This window comes from Streptomyces sp. NPDC017936, from assembly GCF_044328485.1.
Lineage (GTDB): Bacteria > Actinomycetota > Actinomycetes > Streptomycetales > Streptomycetaceae > Streptomyces.
The window spans coordinates 348,848-373,493 of record NZ_JBIRHK010000005.1 but is presented as its reverse complement, the minus strand read 5'-3'; the positions used below and the strand labels follow the sequence as shown (position 1 = coordinate 373,493).

22 protein-coding genes are annotated in these 24,646 nt (G+C 73.8%); 12 read left to right on the top strand and 10 right to left on the bottom strand.

The annotated features are described in order from the left end of the window. Positions 1-25: 25 nt before the first annotated feature. Together ACH4F6_RS13410 and rsmI are read right to left on the bottom strand one after the other, a co-directional pair. Positions 26-451: a hypothetical protein gene (locus ACH4F6_RS13410; RefSeq protein ID WP_397960236.1), complete on the bottom strand. Its 426-nt coding sequence runs from the start codon at positions 449-451 to the stop codon at positions 26-28. Between the two features lie 600 nt (positions 452-1,051). Further along, positions 1,052-1,909, bottom strand: coding sequence for a 16S rRNA (cytidine(1402)-2'-O)-methyltransferase (gene rsmI, locus ACH4F6_RS13405; RefSeq protein WP_397960235.1), 858 nt, complete (start codon positions 1,907-1,909; stop codon positions 1,052-1,054). Positions 1,910-1,972: 63 nt separating this feature from the next. Here rsmI and ACH4F6_RS13400 point away from each other — a divergent pair, with 63 nt between their 5' ends. From ACH4F6_RS13400 to ACH4F6_RS13390, 3 genes are all read left to right on the top strand, one after another. Next, entirely contained in the window at positions 1,973-3,736 is a 1,764-nt protein-coding gene (locus tag ACH4F6_RS13400; protein ID WP_397960234.1) for a dolichyl-phosphate-mannose--protein mannosyltransferase, read from the top strand. Positions 3,737-4,002: 266 nt separating this feature from the next. Then, positions 4,003-5,640 (top strand): penicillin-binding transpeptidase domain-containing protein, encoded by a 1,638-nt coding sequence (locus ACH4F6_RS13395; protein ID WP_397960233.1) that lies wholly within the window; start codon positions 4,003-4,005, stop codon positions 5,638-5,640. A 179-nt stretch (positions 5,641-5,819) separates the two neighbouring features. Beyond that, positions 5,820-7,490, top strand: a complete 1,671-nt coding sequence (locus tag ACH4F6_RS13390) for a penicillin-binding transpeptidase domain-containing protein (protein ID WP_397960232.1) — start codon at positions 5,820-5,822, stop codon at positions 7,488-7,490. A 31-nt stretch (positions 7,491-7,521) separates the two neighbouring features. Here the strand turns inward: ACH4F6_RS13390 and ACH4F6_RS13385 are convergent, their stop codons facing one another. Further along, positions 7,522-7,878: an SsgA family sporulation/cell division regulator gene (locus ACH4F6_RS13385; RefSeq protein ID WP_397960231.1), complete on the bottom strand. Its 357-nt coding sequence runs from the start codon at positions 7,876-7,878 to the stop codon at positions 7,522-7,524. A gap of 196 nt (positions 7,879-8,074) precedes the next feature. On the opposite strand from ACH4F6_RS13385, the gene ACH4F6_RS13380 reads away from it, so the two are divergent. The 6 genes from ACH4F6_RS13380 to ACH4F6_RS13355 all read left to right on the top strand — a co-directional run bounded on the left by ACH4F6_RS13380 (position 8,075) and on the right by ACH4F6_RS13355 (position 13,071). Then, positions 8,075-9,130, top strand: a complete 1,056-nt coding sequence (locus ACH4F6_RS13380) for an energy-coupling factor ABC transporter permease (RefSeq protein ID WP_397960230.1) — start codon at positions 8,075-8,077, stop codon at positions 9,128-9,130. Between the two features lies 1 nt (position 9,131). Further along, complete coding sequence (gene cbiQ / locus ACH4F6_RS13375) at positions 9,132-9,893, top strand: cobalt ECF transporter T component CbiQ (protein ID WP_397960229.1); 762 nt, start codon at positions 9,132-9,134, stop codon at positions 9,891-9,893. Further along, the gene (locus ACH4F6_RS13370; RefSeq protein WP_397960228.1) at positions 9,881-10,639 is read left to right on the top strand and encodes an energy-coupling factor ABC transporter ATP-binding protein; all 759 of its coding nucleotides are present in this window, start codon (positions 9,881-9,883) and stop codon (positions 10,637-10,639) included. Before cbiQ ends, ACH4F6_RS13370 begins: the two co-directional genes overlap by 13 nt. Continuing rightward, positions 10,636-11,097 (top strand): MarR family winged helix-turn-helix transcriptional regulator, encoded by a 462-nt coding sequence (locus ACH4F6_RS13365; protein WP_397960227.1) that lies wholly within the window; start codon positions 10,636-10,638, stop codon positions 11,095-11,097. Before ACH4F6_RS13370 ends, ACH4F6_RS13365 begins: the two co-directional genes overlap by 4 nt. Before the next feature lie 274 nt (positions 11,098-11,371). Further along, a complete protein-coding gene (locus ACH4F6_RS13360; protein WP_397960226.1) occupies positions 11,372-11,818 on the top strand; it encodes an organic hydroperoxide resistance protein in 447 nt (148 codons plus the stop codon). A gap of 83 nt (positions 11,819-11,901) precedes the next feature. Continuing rightward, entirely contained in the window at positions 11,902-13,071 is a 1,170-nt protein-coding gene (locus tag ACH4F6_RS13355) for a serine hydrolase domain-containing protein (RefSeq protein WP_397960225.1), read from the top strand. 119 nt (positions 13,072-13,190) lie between these two features. Here ACH4F6_RS13355 and ACH4F6_RS13350 read toward each other — a convergent pair whose 3' ends face one another. Then, a complete protein-coding gene (locus ACH4F6_RS13350; protein WP_397960224.1) occupies positions 13,191-13,463 on the bottom strand; it encodes a DUF1876 domain-containing protein in 273 nt (90 codons plus the stop codon). Positions 13,464-13,530: 67 nt separating this feature from the next. Then, the gene (locus tag ACH4F6_RS13345) at positions 13,531-14,400 is read right to left on the bottom strand and encodes an arylamine N-acetyltransferase (protein WP_397960222.1); all 870 of its coding nucleotides are present in this window, start codon (positions 14,398-14,400) and stop codon (positions 13,531-13,533) included. A 336-nt stretch (positions 14,401-14,736) separates the two neighbouring features. Between ACH4F6_RS13345 and ACH4F6_RS13340 the strand changes: the two genes are divergently transcribed. Beyond that, entirely contained in the window at positions 14,737-15,141 is a 405-nt protein-coding gene (locus ACH4F6_RS13340; protein WP_397960221.1) for a VOC family protein, read from the top strand. A 35-nt stretch (positions 15,142-15,176) separates the two neighbouring features. On the opposite strand, the gene ACH4F6_RS13335 is transcribed toward ACH4F6_RS13340, so the two are convergent. From ACH4F6_RS13335 to ACH4F6_RS13325, 3 genes are all read right to left on the bottom strand, one after another. Continuing rightward, positions 15,177-16,022, bottom strand: coding sequence for an EamA family transporter (locus tag ACH4F6_RS13335; protein WP_397960220.1), 846 nt, complete (start codon positions 16,020-16,022; stop codon positions 15,177-15,179). Further along, positions 16,019-16,534 carry a YbaK/EbsC family protein gene (locus ACH4F6_RS13330; protein ID WP_397960219.1) on the bottom strand — a complete coding sequence of 172 codons (516 nt, stop codon included), beginning with the start codon at positions 16,532-16,534 and terminating at the stop codon, positions 16,019-16,021. Before ACH4F6_RS13330 ends, ACH4F6_RS13335 begins: the two co-directional genes overlap by 4 nt. 331 nt (positions 16,535-16,865) lie before the next feature. Then, a complete protein-coding gene (locus tag ACH4F6_RS13325) occupies positions 16,866-17,450 on the bottom strand; it encodes a lamin tail domain-containing protein (protein ID WP_397960218.1) in 585 nt (194 codons plus the stop codon). A 432-nt stretch (positions 17,451-17,882) separates the two neighbouring features. Between ACH4F6_RS13325 and ACH4F6_RS13320 the strand changes: the two genes are divergently transcribed. Next, on the top strand, positions 17,883-18,134 hold the full coding sequence (locus tag ACH4F6_RS13320; RefSeq protein ID WP_397960217.1) for a hypothetical protein: 252 nt from the start codon (positions 17,883-17,885) through the stop codon (positions 18,132-18,134). A 78-nt stretch (positions 18,135-18,212) separates the two neighbouring features. Here ACH4F6_RS13320 and ACH4F6_RS13315 read toward each other — a convergent pair whose 3' ends face one another. Together ACH4F6_RS13315 and ACH4F6_RS13310 are read right to left on the bottom strand one after the other, a co-directional pair. After that, entirely contained in the window at positions 18,213-20,438 is a 2,226-nt protein-coding gene (locus ACH4F6_RS13315; RefSeq protein WP_397960216.1) for an MMPL family transporter, read from the bottom strand. Positions 20,439-20,576: 138 nt separating this feature from the next. Continuing rightward, positions 20,577-21,176: a TetR/AcrR family transcriptional regulator gene (locus tag ACH4F6_RS13310; RefSeq protein WP_397960215.1), complete on the bottom strand. Its 600-nt coding sequence runs from the start codon at positions 21,174-21,176 to the stop codon at positions 20,577-20,579. 152 nt (positions 21,177-21,328) lie between these two features. Between ACH4F6_RS13310 and ACH4F6_RS13305 the strand changes: the two genes are divergently transcribed. Next, positions 21,329-24,598, top strand: coding sequence for a S41 family peptidase (locus ACH4F6_RS13305; protein ID WP_397960214.1), 3,270 nt, complete (start codon positions 21,329-21,331; stop codon positions 24,596-24,598). Positions 24,599-24,646 lie beyond the last annotated feature (48 nt).

Below are 24,646 nucleotides of genomic sequence, written 5' to 3'. Positions count from 1 at the left end.
CGCCCCTCGCCGGTCGCCGGCCGGTTCAGCCGGCCTTGCGCTGGAAGGGGTGCAGGAGACCGGACAGGTTCCAGGGGTGGTGCTCGCGCGGGCGCCCGGGGCCCTCGCCCCGCTCCCCGGCGGCCTCCGGCGCCGCCGGGGAGCCGGCCGGGGGCGGCGCCTGGCGGGTCCGGCGGACCGCGCCGAGCGCCGAGGAGACCTGCCCCGCCCGCATGATGCGCACGACGTGCCCGTCGCAGTTCTGGCACGCGGGCCGGCTCAGCGGGGACGGGACCGGCCGGCCGTTCGCGACGTACCGGACGAACGCGTGACCGTCGGCGTGCGTGTGGTGCTCGATCTCGTAGGACTGCTCCCAGCCGTGCCCGCAGCGCATGCAGGCGAAGGAGTACGACTCGTGCACGACGGGCGCCGCCGGGGCGCCCGGGCCGGTCTGCCCTGTGGTCTCGCTCATGCCAGCTCCTGCTCGTCCGACGGACGGACGCCCCCGGCGCGCGGATTCCCCCCGGAATCCGGCGGGGGCGGGGGACGGCCGCGTCCCCGGCATCAGTGGACCGCGCGACCGGCGCCCGCGCAGCGGGCCCTGTCGAGTGTTGGACCCGATTTGGGCGTTCCTTGCCGAAGCGGTGCGGAGGGTGACTTCTGGGCTTTGCACTCGGCGACAACTCTTTACCGCCGGGTGGCGCTCCGCCCCGGGGCGGAGCCGCGTCCCCCGGAGCCGCGCCCCTGATGCCGGTCGCCGCGGGCCGACCCGCGCCCCGTGGCGACCGGCACCGCACGACGCGCCCGCCCCCGCTCACTCCACGGCGGCCGGCACCCCGCGATGCGCCCGCCGCCGCTCGTCCCACGGCGGCCGGCACCCCGCGGCCCGCCCGCCGCCGCTCACCCCGCAGCGACCGACACCCCGCGACGCACCCGCCCCCGCTCACCCCGCATCGACCGACACCGCACGACGCACCCGCCCCCGCTCACCCCGCAGCGACCGACACCGCACGACGCACCCGCCCCCGCTCACCCCGCAGCGACCGACACCGCACGACGCGCCCGCCGCCGTTCACCCCGTGGCGTGCTTCGCCGCCACCACCGCGTCGAACACCTCGCGCTTGGGCAGCCCGGCCTCGGCCGCCACCGCCGCGATCGCCTCCTTGCGGCGCTCTCCGGCCTCCTCGCGCGCCCGCACCCGCCGCACCAGTTCCGCCGCGTCGAGTTCCTCGGGCGCCCGCTCGGGCGCCCCGGACACGACCACGGTGATCTCACCGCGCACGCCCTCCGCGGCCCACGCCGCGAGCTCGTCCAGCGGACCGCGCCGGATCTCCTCGTACGTCTTGGTCAGCTCCCGGCAGACCGCGGCCCGCCGCTCCCCGCCGAACACCTCGGCCATCGCGGCGAGCGTGTCGTCCAGGCGGTGCGGAGCCTCGAAGTAGACGAGCGTCCGGCGTTCCTCCGCCACCTCCCGCAGCCGCGACAGGCGCTCCCCCGCCTTGCGCGGCAGGAACCCCTCGAAGCAGAAGCGGTCGACGGGCAGCCCGGACAGGGCGAGCGCCGTGAGAACGGCGGACGGGCCGGGCACGGCGGTCACCCGGACGTCCTTCTCGACGGCCGCGGCGACCAGCCGGTAGCCCGGGTCGGAGACGGACGGCATCCCGGCGTCCGTCACGAGCAGCACGCGCGCGCCGCCGAGCAGCTCCTCGACCAGCTCGGGCGTGCGGGCGGACTCGTTGCCCTCGAAGTACGACACCACGCGCCCCTTGGGCGTCACGCCCAGCGCCTGGGTGAGCCGGCGCAGCCGCCGGGTGTCCTCGGCGGCGACGACGTCGGCGCCGGCCAGCTCCTCGGCGAGCCGGGGCGGGGCGTCCGCGATGTCCCCGATGGGGGTGCCTGCAAGGACCAGGGTTCCGGGTACGAGTGTCACGTTTCCAGTCTCGCAGGACCCCAAGCACGGGAATCCCACAGACGGGTTCCCTACGATGGCGCGGTGACCAGTACCGCGTCCTCCACGGACTCCACGGACTCCACGGACCACCGGCCGCACGACCGGGCGCCGCAGGACCAGCCGCCGTCGTGGCGGCAGCGCCTGCGCCGTTTCGGACACACGGCGGAGCCCTCCGGCGACGTCCGTGAGCGGCTGGTGCCGCCGTTCGCCGCGCCCGGCCCGCGCCTGTGGCAGGCGCTCGGCGCGCCGCCCACGCTCGCGGACCGCGTCACGCGCTGGTCCGGCTGGGGCGGTCCGCTGCTGGTCACGCTGGTGGCGGGCGTGCTGCGGTTCTGGAACCTGGGCAGCCCGAAGGCGGTGATATTCGACGAGACGTACTACGCCAAGGACGCCTGGGCGCTCGTCCACCGCGGCTTCGAGGTCAACTGGGACAAGAACGCCAACGACCTCGTCCTGTCCACGGGCGGCCACGTCGCCGTTCCGACGGACGCGGCCTACGTGGTGCACCCGCCGGTCGGGAAGTACGTCATCGGGCTGGGCGAGCTGATCTTCGGGTTCGACCCGTTCGGCTGGCGGTTCATGACCGCCCTGCTGGGGACCCTGTCCGTCCTGATGCTGTGCCGGATCGGCCGCCGCCTGTTCCGCTCGACGTTCCTGGGCTGTCTGGCGGGCGCGCTGATGGCGGTCGACGGGCTGCACTTCGTGATGAGCCGCACCTCGCTGCTCGACGGGGTGCTGATGTTCTTCGTGCTGGCGACGTTCGGCTGTCTGCTGATCGACCGCGACAAGGCCCGGGAACGGCTCGCGGCCGCGCTGCCGCCGGACGCGGACGGCGTGCACCGCCCGGACGCGCACCTCGCGGAGACGACGCGGCTGGGGTGGCGCCCCTGGCGCTGGGCGGCCGGCGTGACGCTGGGCCTGGCGATCGGCACCAAGTGGAACGGCCTGTACATCCTGGTCGCGTTCTGCCTGATGACGGTCCTGTGGGACGTCGCCGCGCGCCGGACGGCCGGTGCGCGCCGCCCGTACCTGACGGTCCTCAAGCGCGACACGGGTCTGGCGTTCCTGGCCACCGTGCCGGTCGCGCTCGTCACCTACCTCGTGTCGTGGACGGGCTGGATCCTGTCCGCGGACGACGGCTCGGGCGGCTACTACCGCAACTGGGCGGCCACCGACGGCAAGGGCGGCAACTGGACGTGGCTGTTCCCGGACTGGTGGCGCAGCCTGTGGCACTACGAGCACGAGGTGTTCGAGTTCCACACCCACCTGACGTCCCCGCACACGTACCAGTCGAACCCGTGGAGCTGGATCGTCCTGGGCCGTCCGGTGTCGTACTTCTACGAGTCCCCGGCGCCCGGCAAGGACGGCTGCCCGGTGGACGCGGGCGAGAAGTGCGCGCGGGAGGTCCTGGCGATCGGCACGCCGATGCTGTGGTGGGCCGCGTGCTTCGCGATCCTGTTCGTGTTCTGGCGCTGGTTCTTCCGCCGCGACTGGCGCGCGGGCGCGATCGCCTGCGGCATCGCGGCCGGCTACCTGCCGTGGTTCCTGTACCAGGAGCGCACGATCTTCCTCTTCTACGCCGTCGTCTTCCTGCCCTTCCTGTGCCTGGCGGTGGCGATGATGATCGGCGCGATCGTCGGCCGGCCGGGATCGGGCGACACCCGGCGGGTCGTGGGGGCGACGGGCGCGGGCGTGCTGGTGCTGCTGATCCTGTGGAACTTCATCTACTTCTGGCCCCTCCACACGGGCCAGGCGATCCCGATCGACGACTGGCGGTCGCGGATGTGGCTCGACACGTGGGTGTAGCCGGCCGGGCGGCCGGTCCTCCGGGGCCGGCGTCCTCCTCCGGCGCGGACGTTCACGTCCGTGGACGCGCACCCGCCCCCGGGTCAGCGCGCTGAACGTCCGTTTCGCCCCGCACCCCGGTCTCCGTTCGGACAACTTCCGGGAACTCGGGTCACAGGAGTCCCCGCGTCCGCATACAGTGCGAGCATGACCGGCCTTCTGAACGCGTTCAGAAACGTCCAGGAGGGCATGCGGGACCAACGGGGACATACGGGGAGGGCGCAGGCATGCGCAAGGGGGTCAAGGCGGCGATCGTCGGCTCGGTGTTCGCCGTGATGGTGGGCGGCGCCGGATACGGCACGTACAACGTGGTGGACGCGCTGAACGGGGACGGCGGCGGGTCGGCGGGCGGCGGGCCGGCGACCACGAAGAAGAGCGGGCCGCCGAGCGCCTCCGAGGTGGAGGAGACGACCGCCGCGTTCTTCGCGGCCTGGGAGAAGGGCGAGGCGGCGACCGCGGCGTCGTACACCGACAACGCGGAGAAGGCGGCGCCGCTGCTGACCTCCTACGCCGAGGCCGCGCACATCACCGGGGTGAAGATCACGCCGGGTGCGGCGGCCGGGGCCACCGTGCCGTTCACCGTGCGGGCGACGGTGTCGTACGAGGGGAAGTCCGAGCCGCTGTCGTACGGCAGCCGGCTGACGGTGGTGCGCGGGCTCACCACCGGGCGGGCGCTGGTCGACTGGCAGCCGTCGGTGGTGCACCCGCAGCTGACGGCGATGGACGACACGCTGGTCACGGGCGAGTCGTCGACGCCGGCGATCGAGGCCGTGGACCGCGACGGCAAGGTGCTGACGAAGGAGAAGTACCCCTCGCTCGGGCCGATCCTGGACGATCTGCGCCAGAAGTACGGCGACCGGGCGGGCGGGACGGCGAGCATCGAGCTGGTGGTCCGGCACGCCGCCCCGGACACCCCTGACACGGCGCTGCTGACCCTCGCCGAGGGCAAGGCGGGCAAGGTCCCCACCACCCTCAGCGCCACGGTGCAGGCGGCCGCCGAGAAGGCGGTGAACCAGTACGCCGAGTCGTCGGTGGTGGCCCTCCAGCCGAGCACCGGTGACGTGCTCGCGGTCGCCAACAACCGCACCGACGGCTTCAACGCCGCCTTCCAGGGCACCGTGGCGCCCGGCTCCACCATGAAGATCGTCAGCGCGGCCACCCTCATCGACAACGAGCTCACCACCGCGGACGGTCCGGCGCCCTGCCCCGACTCGGCGATGTCGGAGGGCCAGACCTTCCGCAACATCGAGAACCTGCCCCCGGACGAGGGCGCGACCCTCGCGGAGAGCTTCGCGCGCTCCTGCAACACGGCCTTCGTGAAGTTCGCGGACGAGGTCCGGGTCGACTCGCTGACCAAGGAGGCGCAGGACCGCTTCGGGCTCGGCCGCGACGACTGGAAGACCGGCATCGCCTCCTTCGACGGCCGCGTCCCGGCCTCCGGCGGCCCGGACACCGCGGCCAACCTGATCGGCCAGGGCGAGGTCCAGATGAACCCGCTGAACATGGCGTCGGTGACGGCCACCGCGATGACCGGCACCTTCCGGCAGCCGGTGATCGTGCCGCGGAGCCTGGACGACCGCGAGCTCGCCCGGGCGCGCGGGCTCGCGCCGGACACCGTGCGGCAGCTGCGCTCGATGATGAACCGCACCGCGACCAGCGGCACCGCGGCCGAGGTGATGAGCGGCCTGCGCGGCCGGATCGGCGCGAAGACCGGCTCCGCCGAGGTCGACGGGCGGGCGAAGTCCAACAGCTGGTTCACCGGCTACCGCGACGACGTCGCCGCCGCGGCCATGACCGAGGACGGCGGCCACGGCGTCGACGCGTCCGGCCCGATCGTCGCGGCCGTGCTGCGCGCCGGCGGCTGAGCACCCGCACGTGTGCGGGCCTACGGAGTGGTTGTGGGGTGGTCGACGTCACACGTGACGTCACCGCACAGTCGGGGACTCTAGGCTGGTCGCCGTCGTCGGGGCCGGGCGGGAGCAACGGCGGCCGGCGTGGACGGCGGGGCGATGCGGCCCCCGGGGATCGCGGAGGAACGCAGGCAGTGGGCAAGAGAAGGCGCGTCGCCGAGCGACGGAACAAGCGGCCCGCCGTGGTCGCCGGCATGGTCGCCGTCGTCGTCGGCGGCGCGGGCCTCGGCGCCTACGCGCTGTACGGCGGCGGAGCGGCGGCCGAGGACGGGTCGGCCGCGGGCGCCGGGAAGAAGCCCGCCGTCAAGACCGGCCCGCTGTCGGCCACCGAGGTCACCACCGCGGCCCGCACGTTCCTCACGGCCTGGCAGCGGGGCGAGGTCGCCCGGGCCGCCGCCGCCACCGACGACCCGGCGGCCGCCACCGCCCTGCTCACCGGCTACGCCAAGGACGCCCACGTCACCGGCGTCACCCTCACCGCGGGCACGCGCGCGGGCGACAAGGTCCCGTTCTCCGTGAAGGGGACGGTCAGCTACAAGAAGACCGCCAAGCCGCTGGCGTACAGCAGCGCGCTGGCCGTGGTGCGGCGGGCCTCGGACGGCGAGCCGCTGGTGGACTGGCACGCCTCGGTGGTCCACCCCGACCTGGCCGACGGCGACACCCTGGTGACCGGCGAGTCCGGCACCCCGCCCGTCAAGGCGCTCGACAAGCACGGCGGCGAGCTGACCGCGAAGAAGTACCCGTCGCTGGCGACCGTGCTCGACGGGCTGCGCGAGAAGTACGGCAAGACGGCCGGCGGCACGGCCGGCGTCGAACTGCGGGTGGTGCGCGGCAAGGCGTCGAAGGCGAAGAAGTCCTCCGACAAGACGCTCCTGGAGCTCAGCGAGGGCACCCCGGGCACGGTGAGGACGACGCTGAGCCCCACCCTGCAGGCCGAGGCGGAGAAGCAGGTGGCGAGCCGCCCGCGCGCCTCCGTCGTCCTCACGCGGGCCTCGACGGGCGAGATCCTCGCGGTGGCCAACAGCAACCCCCACTTCAACACGGCCTTCCAGGGCTCCCTGGCGCCCGGCTCCACGATGAAGGTCATCACCTCCTCGCTGCTGATCGAGAAGGGCCTGGCGTCGGCGGACAAGGCGCACCCGTGCCCGAAGTACTTCACGTACGGCGGCTGGAAGTTCCAGAACGACGACGAGTTCGAGATCAAGGGCGGCACCTTCAAGGCGAGCTTCGCGCGCTCCTGCAACACCGCCTTCATCAGCCAGGCCGGCGACCTCGACGACGACAGCCTGACCAAGCAGGCCCAGCAGGTCTTCGGCCTGTCGCTGAACAACTGGGCGGTCGGCGTGCCCACCTTCGACGGCTCGGTCCCGGTGCAGTCGAAGGCGCAGATGGCCGCCGAGCTGATCGGGCAGGGCGGGGTGCGGATGAACCCGCTGAACATGGCGTCGGTCGCCGCGACGGTCAGGACGGGCACCTTCCACCAGCCGTACCTGGTGGACCCCTCGGTCGACGACCGCGAACTCGCCACCGCCGCGCGCACGATGTCCTCGTCGACGCTGTCGCAGCTGCGGGAGCTGATGGCCTACACGGCCGCGTCCGGCACGGCCGCCGAGGCGATGTCCGGGCTCGGCCCCGACTACGGCGCGAAGACCGGCTCGGCCGAGGTGGACGGCCAGGAGAAGCCCAACGGCTGGTTCACCGCCTACCGCGGCGACCTGGCGGCCGCGGGCGTCGTCCAGGCGGGCGGCCACGGCGGCGACACCGCCGGACCGATCGTCGCGGCGCTGCTGAGGGCGGGCGGCTGAGCCGCCGCCGCGTGATCCGCCGGACCGGCCGTCAGGTGGTGACGGGCTGCGTCGTCACCGTGTAGGTGCGGCGCAGGAAGCGCTGCAGCGTCCTGGACTCGAACTCCACCACCGAGACGCCCTGCGCGTCGTGGAACTCCACCACGGCCTGCACGCGTCCGCACGGCCACACCCGCACCCCTTCGGTGCCGGCCGGCGCGCGCAGCCCCTGTTCGAGCAGGGCCCGGGCGACGCTGTGCTCATGGGTCCCGGGTATCCCCACGCGGACCGTGCGCGGATCCTCGTCGGGGTCGTAGCGCAGGACGACGGGGACCGCCGCCCGTTCCTCCTCCGGGAGGTCCGCGTCGGTGACGATGTGGGCTCGCGCGTACTGCTCGACTACAGACATCGAACGGCCCCTTCACACTCCGTGGCCAGTGCGGAATCCGTGCGTCCGCCGCTCCTCCAATGTCGCACATTTCCCGGAGGCCGCTCGGCCGGGGCCGCGTCATCTCAGATGTGCGATACACGGGGACGGCCGGGAGCACGACGGACGAGTCACTCGCTCTTGCGAACCGTTCGCATCAAGCCACTATCATCGTACGGTGCACGTACCTGACGGATTCATCAACGCCCCGACCTCCGCCGTCGCCGGAGTCGTCGCCGCCGGAGCCGTCGCCGTGAGCCTGCGGGGCGCGCGGCGCGAGCTCGACGAGCGCACGGCGCCACTGGCCGGCCTGGTGGCCGCCTTCATCTTCGCCGTGCAGATGCTGAACTTCCCCGTCGCGGCCGGGACCAGCGGACATCTGCTGGGCGGCGCGCTCGCCGCGATACTCGTGGGCCCCTTCACCGGGGTCCTGTGCGTGTCCGTGGTCCTGCTGATGCAGGGCATCCTCTTCGCCGACGGCGGGCTGACCGCGCTCGGCGTGAACATCACCGTGATGGCCTGCGTGACGACGGTCGTCGCGTACGCCGTCTTCCGCGGCCTGGTGAAGGTGCTCCCGCGCACCCGCCGCTCGGTCACCGTCGCCTCGTTCGCCGCCGCGCTGCTGTCCGTCCCGGCCGCCGCCCTCGCCTTCACCCTCTTCTACTGGATCGGCGGCACCACCGACATCGCGATCGGCAAGGTCGCCACCGCGATGGTCGGCGTGCACGTGCTGATCGGCATCGGCGAGGCCCTGATCACCTCGCTGACCGTCGGCGCCGTCATCGCCGTACGGCCGGACCTGGTGTACGGGGCGCGCGGTCTCCAGCAGAAGCTCCGGTTGCGCGTGAACGGCGAACTCGTCGACGCGCCGGCCGCCGAGGGGGCGCGCACGGCGCCCGTCGCGGCGCGCACCTCCCGCCGCACGCTGTGGGTGACCGGTCTGGTCACCTCCCTCGTCCTCGCCGGCTTCGTCAGCTTCTACGCCTCGGCGAGCCCCGACGGGCTGGAGAAGGTCGCCGCCGACAAGGGCATCGACGCCAAGGCCGAGGAGCACGCGGCCGCCGGCTCGCCGCTCGCCGACTACGGCGTCAAGGACGTCGACGACGCCCGGCTGTCCGGCGGCCTCGCCGGCGTGATCGGCGTGGGCGTGACCGTCGCGGCGGGCAGCGCGGTGTTCTGGACGGTGCGCAGGCGCCGCACGGACGACGTGTCGCCCTCGGGCACGAGCGCCTGACATGGGTGCGGGACACGCGCACAAGCTGTACCGGCACGGCCACTCGCCGGTGCACGCCCTGCCGCCGCACACCAAGCTCGCCGCCACGTTCGCCTTCGTCCTGGTCGTCGTGTCGACGCCGCGGGAGGCGATGTGGGCGTTCGGCCTGTACGCGGTCCTGCTCGGCGCCGTCGCGCACCGCGCGCGCGTACCGGCCGGCTTCCTGCTGAAGCGGCTGCTGATCGAGGTGCCGTTCGTCGCGTTCGCGGTGCTGATGCCGTTCGTGGCGGAGGGCGAGCGGGTGGACGTCCTCGGGTTGTCGCTCAGCGTGGGCGGCCTGTGGGGCGCCTGGAACGTGCTCGCCAAGGGCACCCTGGGCGTCGCCGCCTCCGTCCTGCTGGCGTCCACCACGGAGCTGCGCGAACTGCTGCTCGGCCTCCAGCGGCTGAAGCTGCCCCCGCTGCTGGTGCAGATCGCGTCCTTCATGATCCGCTACGGCGACGTCATCACGGACGAGATGCGGCGGATGAGGATCGCGCGCGAGTCGCGCGGCTTCGAGGCGCGGGGCGTACGGCACTGGGGAGTGCTGGCGAAGTCGGCGGGCGCCCTGTTCATCCGCTCCTACGAGCGCGGGGAGCGGGTGCACCTGGCCATGGTGAGCCGGGGGTACGCCGGCGCGATGCCGGTGATCGACGAGGTGACCGCGGACCGGGCGCAGTGGGCGTACGCCTTCGCCCTGCCGTTCGCCGCGCTCGTCGTCTGCGTGTTGGGATGGACGCTGTGACTGCTTCTCTGGAGGTCTCCGGCCTCGCCTTCGCCTACCCCGACGGCCACCAGGCCCTGTTCGGCGTGGACTTCTCCCTCGCGCGCGGGGAACGCGTCGCGCTGCTCGGCCCGAACGGCGCCGGCAAGACCACGCTCGTGCTGCACCTCAACGGCATCCTGACCGGCGGCGCGGGCACGGTGACGGTCGCCGGACTGCCCGTCGGCAAGCGGCACATGGCGGAGATCCGGCGCAAGGTCGGCATCGTCTTCCAGGACCCGGACGACCAGTTGTTCATGCCCACCGTGCGCGAGGACGTGGCGTTCGGGCCGGCGGCGGCCGGGCTGAAGGGCGCCGAACTGGAGGAGCGCGTGGACCGGGCGCTCGAGCGGGTCGGCATGGCCGGCTTCAAGGACCGTCCCCCGCACCACCTCTCCTTCGGCCAGCGCCGCCGGGTCGCCGTCGCGACCGTGCTGGCGATGGAGCCGGAGATCCTCGTCCTGGACGAGCCGTCCTCCAACCTCGACCCCGCCTCGCGCCGCGAACTCGCCGACATCCTGCGCTCCCTGGACGTGACGGTCCTCATGGTCACGCACGACCTGCCGTACGCGCTGGAGCTGTGCCCGCGCTCCCTGATCCTGAGCGAGGGCGTGATCGCGGCCGACGGCCCGACCGGCGCGCTGCTCTCCGACGAGGAGCTGATGCGGGCCCACCGCCTGGAGCTGCCCTTCGGCTTCGACCCGCGGTCCGTGACAATGGGCGCGTGACGAACCAGGAGACCGAGGGCTCGCAGCTCCTCGACGACCAGCTGTGCTTCGCGCTGTACGCGGCCCAGCGCGCGGTGACGTCCGCCTACCGTCCGCTCCTCGACGAACTCGGCCTGACCTACCCGCAGTACCTCGTCCTGCTGGTGCTGTGGGAGCGCGGCGAGACCACGGTCAAGGAGCTGGCCGCCGCGCTCCGGCTCGACTACGGGACGGTGTCGCCGCTGCTGAAGCGGCTGGAGAGCGCGGGGCTGGTACGCCGGGAGCGCGCGGCGCACGACGAGCGTTCGGTGCTGGTCGCGTGCACCGGGCGGGGCGAGGAACTGCGCGAGCGCGCGGCGCGCGTGCCGGGCGCGCTGCTCACGGCGACGGGCCTGGGCGGGACGGACGTCGACCGGTTGCGCGAGGAGCTGTGGCAGCTCGCGGAGCGGGCCGGGGCGGCCGCGGACCGCGGGCGCTGACCCCGGGCGCGCCCGTGCGGAGCGTGGGCGCGCCCGCGCCGGACCGGGCCCGCACGCCGCCGGCCCCGGCCGCCGCACGCCGCCGGCCTGGGCCACAGCCGCCGGACCGGGTGCGTGCGCGAGGAACTCGGGTGCGTGCGCGAGGAACTCGGGTGCGGGTCGCGCGGATCCCGGGTTACCGCCGGTTGCCACCCCCCACGCGCGGGGACTGACCGACCAGCCAGTACCTTGTGCACGATGTATTTGTGCGCACCTGTTTTCGGGGGAGGCCTGCATGACTGACGGCACCGCAGTCGACACCCGTCCGACGAAGATCATGTACGTCGCCGAGGCCACCGCGCACGGTGGCCGCGACGGCTACGTCACCAGCCAGGACGGGCAGATCGAGCTGAAGGTGGCGATGCCGCCGGAGCTGGGCGGCGACGGCAACGGCACCAACCCGGAACAGCTGTTCGCGGCCGGATACAGCTCCTGCTTCCACAACGCGCTGATCCTGGTCGGCAACCGGGCGGGCTACGACCTGACCGGCTCCACCGTCGCCGCGAAGGTAGGGATCGGGCCGAACACGACGAACGGGTACGGACTCGCGGTCGCCCTCAGCGTCTCCCTGCCCGTCCTGGACGCCGGCGTCGCCGCGAAACTGGTGGACGCGGCGCACGAGGTGTGCCCGTACTCGAACGCGACGCGCGGCAACATCGACGTAACGATCCTGCTCGGCTAGCGGGACGAAGGAATCGCAGGTCCTCGCCGGGCGTTCCCACGGAGTCGAAGGCGGTCGGAGGCGGGTCGAGAGGACGTGCGGGCGTGGACGTGAACGGTGCGGTGGCCGAGGGCTTCGAGCCGGTGCGGGAGGCGTTCGTCCGCAACTTCGAGACGCTCGGGGACCGGGGCGCGGCGGTGGCCGTCTACCGCGACGGGCACCAGGTCGTCGACCTGTGGGGCGGCAGCCGCGACGTGGACGGCACGGCGCCCTGGGAGCGGGGCACCGCACAGATCGTGCGGTCGGCGACGAAGGGCGTCGCCGCCGCCGTACCGCTGCTGCTGTGGCAGCGCGGGGAGCTGGACCTGGACGCGCCCGTCGGGGCGTACTGGCCCGAGTTCAAGGCGGCCGGCAAGGAGCGGACCCTCGTGCGGGACCTGCTCGCGCACCGCGCGGGCGTGCCCGTGCTGGACCGGCCGCTGACCCCGGCCGAGGCCGCCGATCCCGACCTGGGCGCGGCGGCGGTCGCGGCACAGCCGCCGGTGTGGGAGCCGGGCAGCGACCACGGCTACCACGCGCAGACGTACAGCTGGCTGACGGGCGAGCTGGTGCGGCGCGTGACCGGGCGGACGATCGGCGCGTGGATCGCCGACGAGATCGCCGGGCCGGTGGCGGCCGAGCTGTGGGTCGGGCTCCCGGCGGAGCAGGCCGCGCGCGTGGGACGTGTCGGACCGGTCGAGGCGCCCGCGCGGACCGGGGCGCTGCGGACCCGGCCCAAGCGGGCCGTCGCCGACGCCTACGCCGACCCCGCCTCCCTCACCCGCCGCGCCTTCGCCGCGATCACGCCGATGCCCGACGAGAACGACCCCGCGTACCGGGCCGCCGTCCTGCCCGCCTCCAACGGCATCGCCACGGCGGACGGGCTGGCGCGCTTCTACGCGTCGCTGATCGGCGAAGTGGAGGGCGGCGCCCGCCTGTTCGCGCCGGAGACGGTGCGGGCGGCACGCGTCGAGCGGTCGGCGGGCGCGGACCGGGTGCTGGTGGTGCACACGCGCTTCGGCCTCGGCCACATGCTGCACGGCGCCGCGTCCCCGCTGCTGTCCCCCGGCTCCTTCGGCCATCCCGGCCGCGGCGGCGCCCTCGGCTTCGCCGACCCCGAGTCCGGCATCGCCTTCGGCTACGTCACCAACGGCTTCCGCTCGAGCGTGACGGCGGACCCGCGGGCCCAGGCCCTGGTGCGGGCGGTGCGGACGGCCCTGTCGGCCGGAGGCTGAGGACGGGCCGGACGCAGGTCACGGCCCACTGGTGGAGCGGCGGCCGTCGGGGGGCCGTCGGACGGCGGTCGTGGGCCGCTCCGCCGGTGCGGCGGCTCGGCCCACGACCAGGACCACCCTCAGACGTGGATCGGGTGCGACGTGCGCCCCGACGCCTCGTCGATCTCCGTGTGGGCCTTGGTGAGGAGCTCCATGGCGAGCTCGTTCAGAGCACGGGCGCCCGCTATCTCCTCGCCGACCCTGGGCTGATTGGCGTCGACGCGATGGCGGCTGGCCTGCCCGTGGGACCTGACCTCGCTCCCGTCGGGCAGCCGCACCAGCGCGGCCGCGCGCGTGTGCTGGTCGTCCTCCTGGAACTCCAGCTCGACGTGCCATCCCACAGCGGTCTTCATCCTGGATCACCTCCGGAACATCTGATTCCAGGGTGCGCCTCCGGACGGTCGGGCGCACCCACGCGGGTCAGGCCGGCAGCGTCGTGCCCTCGGGCACGGCGATGCCGAACTCCTCGTCCAGGACACGGCGGGTCTCCGCCTCCCCGGTGAGCTCGCGTTCGGTGACGGTGCCGTCGGCGCGGGTCTCGGTGAGGCGGCTGCCGTCCAGCAGGAGGTGGCGGTCGGAGGTGACGCGCTGGACGTAGGGGCGGCGGCTGAACGGGGAGCGGGGGTTGGTGGCGACGTGCCAGTTGATCACCTCGTAGTCGGCGTGCTCGAAGGGTTCGAGGGTGAAGGCGTACTGGGCCTGCCAGGCGCCCGGCACCGGAGCCGGCCCGTCCTCCGGTTCCTTCTCCGGCCCGTACGCCTCCAGCACCCACAGCTTCAGCGGGCCGCGGTGCGGGGCGTGCACCAGGCGGTGGCGGCGGCCGGCGCCGCGGAACTCGGCGCCCGGGGTCAGCGGGACCGGTTCGAGCAGGGCGCCGGGCGCGCCGAAGCCGACGTCCGCGAGATAGGGCTGCGGGTCGCCGGGGGCCTCGACGAGCAGGGCCATGTGGGTGCGCGGGCGGTCCTCGAACCGTTCCGCGCCGACGACCACCCGTGCCCCGAGCCCGGTCACCCGGAAGCCCAGCGCCCTCAGGACACCCGCGAACAGCGTGTTGTGCTCGTAGCAGTAGCCGCCGCGCCGGCCGCGGACCAGCTTGGCGATCAGGTCGGCGGCGGCGAGGGAGGGGGCGGTGCCGCGGACGGGGTCGATGTTCTCGAAGGGGATCGCACGGATGTGGGCCAGGTGCACGTCCCGCAGCGTCTCCACGTCGGCGCGCCGCGCGCCCGGCCGGCCGATGCGGCGGAAGTAGGCGTCCAGGTCGTCGGGGGTGAACTGTCCGGTCTCAGGCATGACGCCACCGTAGGCGTCGGCGCGCGGGAGGTCGTCGGGCCCGGGGAGGAGACGCGGCGGAGCGGACCTGGGCCGTCGGTCGTAGGCCACCGCCGTCGCGCACCGGCCGAAATCCCGCTCGCACCGGCCGAAATCCCGATTGCACCGGTCCGCGACCGTCACTAACGTCGCCCGGGTGACTGCCGGGTCGGCCATGGGCCACACACGAACGGGACTCCCGGCCTCGACGTGAGTGCGGGGCGGGCGAGGGGTCCGCCGCACTGCCGTGTCCGCGTTCCCTTCCCCTTCCTTCCCCGCCCCTCGAGGGCGCCCGAGACCCGGAGAACGTCACCCCTCATGTCCGCAGAGCAGACCACCCCCCTCGCACGGCTCGACCACACCGCCGTCTACGCCAGCGACCGCCGCCTGTCGGCCGAGTTCCTCGCCGCGATCCTCGGACTGCGGGTGGGAGCGCCCTTCGGGCCGTTCCTGCCGGTGGACCTCGGCAACGGCGTCACCCTCGACTTCTACGAGAAGCGCGACGAGCCCGTCCAGCCCCAGCACTACGCCTTCCTCGTGCCGGACGAGCAGTTCGACGCGATGATCAGCCGCCTGGAGGCCGTCGGCGTCACGTACTACGCCGACCCCCGGCACACCGAACCCGGCCGCACCAACGACCTGTTCGGCGGCCGGGGCGCCTACTTCGCCGACCCGGACGGGCACAACATGGAGATCATGACGCGGCCGTACGCGCGTCCCTAGGGGCGCCCGCCGGAGCCTCGCGGTCCCGCAGCGCCTCAGGCCGCGTGCAGCATCAGCCCGATGCCCACGACCACGAGTCCGGCCGCGGCGATGCGGGGCGCGCCGAAGCGTTCCTTGAAGAAGACCGCTCCGATCGCCGCGCCGACGATGATCGACGACTCGCGCAGGGCGGCGATCGGCGCCAGTTCGGCACGGGTCTGCGCCCACAGGACGAGGGCGTAGGCCGTGACGGACAGGGCGGCGCCGAGCAGGCCGAGGGCGGCGTGCGGGCGCAGGACGGCGAGCGTCCCGGAGCGCCGGCGGGCGAGGACGCAGGCCGGGATGACGGTGCCCTGGACGGTCATCAGCCAGGCGATGTAGCCGAGGGAGGAGCCCGAGGCACGTACGCCGAGGCCGTCGACGACGGTGTACGCGGCGATGGTCAGGCCGGTCGCCGACGCGGCGCCGATCGCCGCCCGGTCCGGCCGGCGCCCGCGCAGCCCCCACAGGGCGATGCCGGTCAGGCCCGCGCAGGACAGCGCGATGCCGGCGACCGCCCAGCCGTCCGGCACCTCGTGCGCGAAGACGGCGGCCAGGACCGTGACGACGAGCGGCGCGGAGCCGCGCGCGATCGGGTACGCCTGCCCGAAGTCGCCCAGCCGGAACGACCGCATCAGCAGCGCGTAGTACGCGATGTGGATCGCGGCGGAGGTCAGCAGGTACGGCCAGGCCGCCGCGGCCGGGAACGCCGTGAACGGGGTCATCGCGAGACCGATGAGCAGCCCGCCGCCCGAGATCAGGGCGAAGCCGGTCAGCTTGTCGGTGATGCGGTGGGCGATCGCGTTCCACGTGGCGTGCGTGACGGCGGCGACCAGGACGGCCGCCGTGACCAGTGGGGTCACGTGGTGCGCTCGCGCACGTCCACCAGGGTGGCGCCGGCGTGGCCGACCAGGTCGCCGGGCGCCATGGGGAAGACGGTGTGCGGGGTGCCCGCGGCGGCCCACACCACCTCGTGCGCGAGCAGGCCCCGGTCGGCGAGGACCCGGGTGCGGGTGCGGTGCCCGAAGGGGGGCACCCCGCCGATCGCGTACCCGGTCGTCTCCCGCACGACGTCGGCGTCGGCCCGCGTCACCTTGCGCGCGCCGAGTTGCTCGCGCACCAGCTCCACGTCGACCCGGGACGCCCCGTCCATCAGCACCAGCACCGGCACCCCGTCCGCCGCGAAGACCAGCGACTTGCAGATCTCGCTCAGTTCGCAGCCGATCGCGGCGGCGGCCTCGGCGGCGGTGCGCGTCGCGTCGGGGAAGCGGAGGACACGGGCGCGCAGATCGCCCAGTCCGAGGGCGTCCAGGGCCTCGGCGAAACGGGGGTGCGCTCCGGAGTTCCCGGCGTCGGTGGCGGCGGTCGTCGTCATGCCCGGCACCGTAGCGGCGTGCGCACGGCGCACGCGAGCGAGTTCCGGGAGGGGCGGCCCGTGGCGCGTGCCGCGGCACGCCCCCCCGCTCGGCGCGCCCGCGGCCGGGCCTCGCACCATCACCGTCCCCGCCAGGAGCGCGAGCCGGGCCGACGCCCCCGTGCGGGGTGGCTCCGAGGGGGCGTCCGGGAGGACGCCGGGCAGCGCGGAACGCGAACGGGCGGCGCGTCCGGCCCGGGGTGGGGGTCGGACGCGCCGCCGTTCTCGCGGATTCCGTCGGTGCCGTGGTGGTCAGCCGGCCGCCGTCAGCGGCCGGCTGGGGGGTGGTGCGTCAGTGGCGGTCGCCGCCGTGGCGGGAGCCGTCGTGCCGGCGGTCGCCGTCGCGGTGGCGGTCGCCGTCGCGGTGGCGGTCGCCGTCGCGGTGGCGGTCCCCGTCGTGGCGGTCGTCGTCGTGGCGGTTGCGGCCCCAGGAGTACTCGTCGACGAAGCGGTGACGGTCGTTGCGGAGGGTGATCGTGTCGGAGCTGTTGTCCCACACGTGGCGGGAGCGGTCCTGGTACAGGTCGGTGCGGGTGTCGCGGCCCTCACCGGTGTGGATGCGGACCGTGGCGCGGGGGGCGAGGCGGTAGCGGCGGAAGGTGTAGGTGTCGCCGTCCTCGTCCGACAGCGTCCACCCGTGCAGGTTGACCGCGTGGCGGGTGGTGTTGGTGAGTTCCACCCACTCCTTGTTCAAGGAGCGGTGGGAGCGGGTGTCGAAGCCCGGCGCGTCGTACTGCACGTCGCTGATCTCCACCCTCGGCCGGTCCTGACCCTGGTGGCCCGCGGCGGACGCCGGCAGCGCCGCCGCCCCGAGCACGGCGGCGGCCGCGACGGCGGTGGCCGCCAGACGACGGGCGGAAACAGTCGAAACGGACACTAGGTCTCCTCGTGTGGTGCGGATCACGGCCCGATCGGCCGCAGAACCCACCTTGATGACCCGACACGCCCCGTGTGCCCCATCCACACCCCGCGTTACACATCCTTCACATTCCGGTGACTCTCCCCTGCAATGTCCATCTATGAGGCGAATGCACGACGGCCCCGCTCCCGCACGGCCCACCGCCCCCACCCGGTCCGGCCGCTCACCCGAAAGTGCGTCACAGCCGTCACCGGAGGACGGAGGGCGCGCAGGAAGGGCGGGAGGGCCGGCGGGAGGGCGCACGGTTCCGGCAGGCCGTACGACCGCTCCGGGGCGCGTTGCTGCATCCGGGTGCATCCTCGGGCCGGCCGCAACCGGTGCGACCCGGAGCCGAGTCCCCCCGCACGACGCATCACCCGCACCGCACCCCCGAGAGGAAGGAGCCCGTCCATGGCCCCCACCACCCTGTCCGGCCGCCGGCCGTCCTGGGCCCACGACGACTTCCTGCTGGCGCCGCCCCAGCCCGCCCGGCGTCTCGATCCCGCCCTCGACCCGCGGGACGTACGCCGTCTGGAGATCCACGCCGCGCTCACCGCCGCCGGCATCGCCCCCATGCCGGGCGACCTCGAGGCCATCGACCGGCTGAGCGCCCTCCCCGCCACCGTCCACACGGCGCTGCACCGGTGGCTGACCGCGTCGTAGCGGGGAACGGAAGAAGCCGGTGAGGGCGCCCCGTCCCCACGGAACCCTCACCGGCGGTCCTTCAGTCCGTCCGGGGCGTCACGCCCGGGCGAGTTCCCGGTCCTCGTCCGGGTCCGTGCGGCGCGCGTCGGCGCCGGTCCTCAGGCCCTCGCCCTCGATGTCGACGTTCGGCAGGGCGCGGTCCAGCCACTTCGGCAGCCACCAGGCCTTCTTGCCGAGCAGGGCCAGCACGGCCGGGACGATCGCCATGCGGACGACGAAGGCGTCGAAGAAGACCGCGACGGCGAGGCCGAAGCCGATCATCTTCACCATCGACTCCGACGAGCCGATGAAGCCGGCGAACACCGCCATCATGATCACCGCGGCGGCCGTGACCACCCGCGCGCCGTGCCTGAAGCCGGTCACCACGGCCTGGCCGGGGGTCTCGCCGTGGATGTACGCCTCGCGCATCCGGGTCACGAGGAAGACCTCGTAGTCCATCGCGAGGCCGAAGACCACGCCGACCATGAAGATCGGCATCATCGACATGACCGGACCGGTCTCCTCGACGCCGAACAGCCCGGCCAGCCAGCCCCACTGGAAGACCGCGACCACGGCGCCGAGCGCCGCCAGCACGCTGAGCAGGAAGCCCAGGGCCGCCTTCAGCGGGACCAGGATCGAGCGGAAGACCACGATCAGCAGCAGGAACGCCAGGCCGACCACCAGGATCAGGTACGGGACGAGCGCGTCGTTCATCTTCTGCGAGATGTCGATGTTCATCGCCGTGGAGCCGGTGACCAGGACCTCGGCGTCCGTGCCGGCCTTGATCTCCGCACCCTTGTCGCGGATGGCGTGGACCAGTTCCTCCGTCGTGACCGAGGACGGCTTCGAGTCGGGGATGACCGTGATGGTGGCCGTGTCGCCCGCCTTGTTCGGGGCGGCCGGGGTGACCGTGACGACCCCGTCGATACCCCTGATCCCGTCGCCGACCTCGGTGAACGCGGCCTGCGCGTCGTCACTGTCGCGGGCGTCGACCACGACCATCAGCGGGCCGTTGAAGCCGGGGCCGAAGCCCTCGGAGAGGAGGTCGTAGGCCCGGCGCTGGGTCGTGGAGGTCGGCTGGGAGCCGTCGTCGGGCAGGCCCAGTTCGAGGGAGGACGCCGGGACGGCCGCGGCGCCCAGGCCCAGCACGCCCAGCAGCAGGACGGCGACCGGGCGGCGGACGACGAAGCTCGCCCAGCGGGTGCCCATGTTGGGCCTGGCGGCCTTCGCGGCGGACGCGGCGCGGCCGCCGCCGAGCAGCCGGCTCTTCTCGCCGGCCGGGCGCACCTTGCGGCCCGCGTAGCCGAGCAGGGCGGGGATCATCGTCAGGGCGATGAGGACGGCGATGGCCACCGTGCCGGCCGCGGCGACGCCCATCTTCGTCAGCATCGGGATGTTGACGACGGAGAGGCCGACGAGGGCGATGACGACCGTCAGGCCGGCGAAGACGACCGCGGAGCCCGCGGTGCCGACGGCGCGGCCGGCCGCGTCCTCGCGGGAGCGGCCCTCGGCCAGCTCGCCGCGGTAGCGGGAGACGATGAAGAGGGCGTAGTCGATGCCGACCGCGAGACCGATCATCGAGGCGAGCGTGGAGGTCGTGGAGCCGAGGTCCAGCGTGCTCGCCAGGGCGGTGATCGCGGAGACGCCGATGCCGACGCCGATGATCGCCGTCAGCAGCGGCATGCCGGCCGCGATCAGCGAACCGAAGGTGATGACGAGGACGACCGCGGCGACGGCGATGCCGATGATCTCGGTGGCGCCGGTCTCGGGGGTCGTGTTGAGCGCGTCACCGCCGATCTCGACGGTCAGGCCGCCGTCCCGCGCCTGCTGCGCGGCCTCCTCCAGCGCCTCGCGCGAGGAGTCCTCCAGCTCCATGCCGGAGACCTCGTACTTCACGGAGGCGTACGCGATCGTGCCGTCCTTGCTGACGGCCTTCGCCTGGAAGGGATCGGCGACGGAGGCGACCTCGGAGCCGTCGGAGAGCTCCTGGACGGTCTTCTCGACGGTGGCCCTGTTGCCGGCGTCCGTCATCTTCTCGCCGGCGGGCGCCTGGAAGACGACGCGGGCGGTGGCGCCGTCGGCGCTCATCCCGGGGAAGCGCTGTTCCAGCAGGTCGAAAGCTTTCTGCGCTTCCGTGCCGGGGATGGAGAAGGAGGTGCTGCCGGCGGTGGGGGCGGAGGCCGCGCCGACGCCCGCGAGCGTCAGCAGCGCCACCCACAGCAGGGCGACGAAGTGCCGTCGCCGGAAGGCGAGCCGGCCCAGTTTATAGAGGAACGTGGCCATGGAGGCGTACTCCCGGTCAGGTCGTGGGATGGAGGGGCACGGGCCCCGGGGCAGGGGTGACCAACCCGGCGGGAAGGCAGGGGTGATCGGCCCGACGACGTGAGCGGTGACGTCAGGTGGGGCGGACCGCGGGGGCGGTCAGGCGGTGGGGGCGCCGAGGGCGGGGAGGACCACGGCGTCGATGTACGAGGTGAGGAACTCCTGGCTGGGCGGCTGGTCGTCGAGCAGCGCCCGGGTGGCGAAGCCGCCGACCATCATGTGCAGCAGGAACTCCAGCGCGGGGCAGTCCGCACGGACCTCGCCCCGGTCGACGGCCCGCTGGATGACCTGGTGGAACCCGGACAGCTCCGGCTCGACGAGCTGCGCCCGGAACGCCTGGCGGAGGTCCGGGTTGCTGTGCATCGCCATGGCGACGCCCCGCATCAGCGCGGAGTTCCGCTCGATGGTGCAGTCGTCCTCGAGTCGCACCAGGGCGTGCAGGTCGCCCCGCAGCGAACCGGTGTCGATCCGGTCCAGGTGGTCCGGCTTGTTGTGCCGGAGGGCCCTCACGACCAGCTCGGCCTTGCCGCCCCACTGGCGGTAGAGCGTCGCCTTGCTGGACCGGGTGCGGGCGGCCACGGCGTCCATGGTGAGGGCGTCGTAGCCGACCTCGCGGAGCAGGTCGAGCACGGCCGCGTACAGCTCGGCCTCCCGCTCGGGCGTGATCCGACTGCGACGCGGCGTGGCGACCTCAGTCATGACGTGCCCTCCTGTTCCGGCACCGGCTCGTTCGTACTCCACGACCATACCCCGGACGCCAACGAAACGAAACGGTTTCGTACGTGTGCTGGCTCACGTACGTGAGGGCGGCATAAGTTGCCCGCCCCCATCCGGCGTAAAAGCATGGGGAGGTGAGCTATCTGCGCCTGCCGCACCTCAGCGGCGACCTGCTGTGCTTCGTGGCCGAGGACGACCTCTGGCTGGCCCCCCTCGACGGAGGGGGCCGCGCCTGGCGGCTCACCGTCGACCGCGCCAAGGCCGGGCACCCCCGCTTCTCGCCCGACGGCCGCCACGTCGCGTACACGAGCTGGCGCAGTCTCGTCCCGGAGATCCACCTGGTGCCGGTGGACGGCGGGCCGGGGCGGCGGCTGACGTACTGGGGCAGCCCGGACACCCAGGTGTGCGGCTGGACGCCCCCCGACCAGGACGGACACGCCGACATCCTCGCCGTCGCCTCCCACGGCGAGCCGTTCTCCTACTTCACCTGGGCCTACAAGGTCTCCCCCGACGGCGACCCCGGCCGCAAACTCCCCTGGGGCCCGGTGACCGACATCCAGGTCGCCGACCTCGACAGCGGGCACCGCACCCTCCTGCTCACCGGCACCCCGCCGCACGAGCCGGCCTCCTGGAAGCGCTACCGGGGCGGCGCCACGGGCCGGCTCTGGCTGCACGGCCGGCGCCTCCTGCCCGACCTCGGCGGCCACCTCCACTCGCCGATGTTCGCCGGCGGGCGCATCGCCTTCCTCTCCGACCACGAGGGCGTCGGCAACCTCTACTCGTGCGCCCCCGACGGCTCCGACCTGCGCCGGCACACCGACCACGACGCCTTCTACGCCCGGCACGCCTCCAGCGACGGCACGCGGGTGGTCTACCAGTGCGCCGGGGACCTGTGGATCGTCGACGACCTGTCCGCGGACTCCGAGCCGCGCCGCCTCGACGTGCGGCTGAGCGGGCCGCGCGCCGGGCGGCGGCCGTACCAGATCCCGGCCGCCCAGCACGTGGACGGGATCTCCGTGGACGAGACCGGGCGGGCCAGCGCGGTCGTGGTCCGGGGCAGCCTGTACTGGCTGACGCACCGCGACGGCCCCGCGCGGACCCTCACCGACGTGCCCGGCGTGCGGGTCCGGCTCCCGGAGATGCTCGGCTCGAGCGGGCGGATCGCCTACGTGACCGACGCGGAGGGCGAGGACGCCGTCGAGATCGCCCAGCTGCCCCGCGCGAGCGGTGACCGCGCGCCGCTCCGGCTGGCGTCCGGGGAGGTGGGGCGGGTGCTGGAGATGGTGTCCGACCCGGAGGGCGAGCGGCTCGCCATCGCCTCGCACGACGGGCGGCTGCTGCTGCTCGACGCCACGGAGGACGCCGACGGCCGGGTCACCGAGCTGATCCGGTCGATCAACGGGCCGGTGCGGGACCTGGCGTTCTCCCCGGACGGGGGGTGGCTGACCTGGTCGCACCCGGGGATCGGGCGGACGCTGCGGCAGATCAAGATGGCCCGGATCCCGGGACCCGGCAAGGACGACCGGCTGATCGTCGACGTGACCGACGGCCGGTTCGAGGACGAGAGCCCCGTCTTCACCCGCGACGGCCGCTACCTCGCCTTCCTCTCCTGGCGCGGCTTCGACCCCGTCTACGACGTGCACACCGGCGACCTGTCCTTCCCGCTCGGCTGCCGCCCCTACCTGGTGCCCCTGTCCTCCGCGACGCCCTCCCCCTTCGCGCTGAGCCCCGAGGGCCGCCCGGCCGCCGGGGGGCTGGACCCGCCGGAGGACGACGAGGGCGCGGACGGGACGGTCACCGTCGAGGCCGAGGGGCTGGAGAACCGGGTGACGCCGTTCCCGGTGGCCGCCTCCAAGTACTCGGCGCTGTCCCCGGTGGCGGGCGGCGGCCTGGTGTGGCTGCGCTGGCCGATCTCGGGCGCGCTCGGCGAGACCTTCGTCAACCCGGACGACACCAGCGGACGGCCCACGCTGGAGCACTTCGCCATCAGCAAGGCGAAGAAGTCCGAACTCGTCGGGCACCTGGACTGGTTCACGGTCAGCGGGGACGGCACCCGGCTCGTCGTGGTCGACGAGGGCGACCTGCGGGCCGTGCCCTCCACCGAGTCCGGCGACCTCGACACGACCGTCTGGATCGACGCACGCCGCATCACGCACGAGGTCGACCCGGGCGCCGAGTGGCGGCAGGCGTACGCGGAGGCCGGTCGGCTGATCCGCGCGTACTTCTGGGACCCGGGGATGTGCGGCATCGACTGGGACGCGGTGCTGGAGCAGTACCGGCCGCTGATCGACCGGGTCGCCTCCCCCGACGAGTTCGCCGACCTGCTGCGGGAGGTGCTGGGCGAGCTGGGCACCTCGCACGCCTACGTCACCGCCGCCCGGCGCAACGAGGGGCCGCCCCACTACCAGCGCCGGCAGGGCCTGCTGGGCGCCAACTTCGAGCACCGGGAGGGCGGCTGGACGGTCAGGCGGATCCTGGCCGGCGACTCCTCCGACTCCAAGGCGCGGTCGCCGCTGGCGGGCACCGGGATCCGGGCGGGCGCCGTGCTCACCCACGTCGGCGGGCGGCCGGTGGACCCGGTGGCCGGCCCCTACCCGCTGCTCGCCCAGGCGGGCGGCACGACCGTCGAGCTCACCTTCGCCCCGGGCGAGGGCGAGACCGGCCCGTCCCGGCGCGTCGCCGTCGTCCCCCTCGTCGACGAACGGCCGCTGCGCTACCAGGACTGGGTGGCCAAGCGGCGTGCGGTCGTGCGGGAGCTGAGCGGCGGCAAGTGCGGCTACCTGCACATCCCCGACATGGGCGGTTCCGGCTGGGCCCAGTTCAACCGCGACCTGCGCAAGGAGATGTCCCGGCCCGCGCTCCTCGTCGACGTGCGGGGCAACGCCGGCGGGCACATCAGCGAGCTGGTCGTGGAGAAGCTGACCCGCACGATCCTCGGCTGGGACCTGACCCGGGACGCCCAGCCGGTGTCCTACGCCTCGAACGCGCCCCGGGGGCCGGTGGTCGCGCTCGCCGACGAGGCCACCTCGTCCGACGGCGACATGATCACCGCGGCCTTCAAGCTGCTGGGACTCGGGCCGGTCGTCGGCCAGCGGACCTGGGGCGGAGTCGTCGGCATGACCGGACGGCACCGGCTCGGCGACGGCACGGTCATCACCGTCCCGATGAACGCGGCCTGGTTCGAGGAGTACGGCTGGTCCGTGGAGAACCACGGCGTCCTCCCCGACGTGGAGGCCCTGCGCACCCCCCTGGACTGGGCGGAGGGCCGCTACGCCCAGCTCGACGACGCGGTGCGGCTGGCCCTGGACCTCCTCGAGACCGATCCGCCGGCCTCTCCCCCCGGCCACACGAACATCCCCGACCGCAGCCGCCCGAAGCTGCCGCCACGACCGCCGGGGGCGTGAGGCGGGGCCGGAACGCCCGGCGGGAACCGCCCGGCGCCGGCCGGCGGG